This window comes from Pseudoalteromonas sp. NBT06-2, from assembly GCF_002276045.1.
In the GTDB taxonomy this organism is placed as follows: Bacteria; Pseudomonadota; Gammaproteobacteria; order Enterobacterales; family Alteromonadaceae; genus Pseudoalteromonas.
On record NZ_NQMR01000340.1, the window covers coordinates 1 to 1,647 of the forward strand.

Here is a 1,647-nt window from a genome sequence, read left to right on the forward strand (position 1 = left end):
ACCTAAGCATAATCCCGCCCTGGAGCCACTCCCCCTCTCATAGTAGTTATAGCACTTTGATCACTTATTTTTTTAATGCATCATCCAACAAAGTTAAAACAGTTCTCGACCCATCACCAAATGCATCTTCTTTCCAATTGTCAGATAAACGTTCAATGACCATAAACAATGCAAAACCCAGTTTTTGTGACCACCATTTTCCGCGTAAACCAAAACTATTAATTGCTTCATCTTTTGACAACCCACCACCTTCAGCAGTTCTTAACCAGCTATAACCAACCCACTGACCAGAACCTTCCATTGTCAGCCAAACATCATCAATATCACGATATTTACTTGCATCGCCAGACATCCAGGTTTGGTAACGAGCTTTAATTTTATCACGTGCTTTTTTGGCCAATCTTCTTGCTTCTGTATCTGTTGGAGCTTTTGCCGCCTGCATAAGCAGTTCTATTTCTGACTGAATAGATTTTGAAAACTCAGGATTATTTGAAAATAACTGCTGCACGCTGTCATCATTAAAATTGTCTGGAAGATTATGCGCTTTGGTTAATGACTCTATTTTTTTGCCATAGGTTGGTGACTGAATGGCATGCATTGCTTCATGTAACATTACTGGGACCATAAACTTTTCAAGCCCTATACTACTCGTTACGCCACCTTGCTGCCAAACACTGGGAACTGACATAACAAAAAATGTTTTCCCGCCATCTTTGTTACTTGAAGAAGTAAAAGAGTTAACCATTGGTGGCATTTCATCTCCATCAGGAAATAGTACTGTATCTTGATGTAATTCAGATCTCCAACTGGCATCTTTTGGTACTATCAGGGCATCATTACTCATCCTTTGGCATTTTGCATCATAAAAGACAATATCAAATGAACCCATGTTCGATACTTGAGTGATCGTTTTGTTTGTAAAATGCCAAGATGAAATGGCTCGATTAACCCATTCAGAATCTTTAGCTGAAAATTCACAAGCTTCAGATGAACCTTTGCTATTATGTACTTGTTTTTTTATATCTATAGCTTGATGTGCCGACACACTAAAAGATGATGAACTACTTAATATAAGTAAAGTTGCTAAATGAGGAAATGCTCTTTTGAATCGTTTGATAATCTAATTCCTTATAGTTTATATAAATTTGATTTATTCAACGCCTAGGGGCTGTTGATCATTCAGAGTTAAAATTTATTCAATTTAAAGTAACTTTAATCGCGGCGCGAATTTTGTAGCATAGTTATTCTCGGAAATTGCTCCCGCATTGCTCTACCTTCTGAATCCATTCAGTCGTATGTAAGAAACGAGTAACAATGAGTAAAGTTACATTAAATGAACCCAAAGGGCAGAATTTGTTTGAAATTCATACAGCGTTATCGCACATTCATGTAGCTAGCTACACTTCACGTGCTCTGCCTTGCCTAAATACCAAGCAAACTGCTGTAAAAGTAATCTCCAAAGATCAACAGCCCCTAAGACTTTATCTTAGGTATTGAAATAAAATAAATTATTCTAGATAGAAATAATTTAGTATAACGACTTTACAATTCATGTAAATTTTTATTTTGTAAGAAAAAGTAATAATAATTAATCTCTATTATTTCAAGAGTTTAGCTTTATCTTGTGTAACACCTCAATAACCCGTG

At 35.9% G+C, this 1,647-nt stretch carries 1 protein-coding gene; it reads right to left on the reverse strand.

Annotation, left to right across the window (positions count from 1 at the left end; genetic code table 11):
* Positions 1 to 64 precede the first annotated feature (64 nt).
* Positions 65 to 1,045 (reverse strand): hypothetical protein, encoded by a 981-nt coding sequence (locus tag CJF42_RS25925; protein WP_095369361.1) that lies wholly within the window; start codon positions 1,043 to 1,045, stop codon positions 65 to 67.
* Between the last annotated feature and the right edge of the window lie 602 nt (positions 1,046 to 1,647).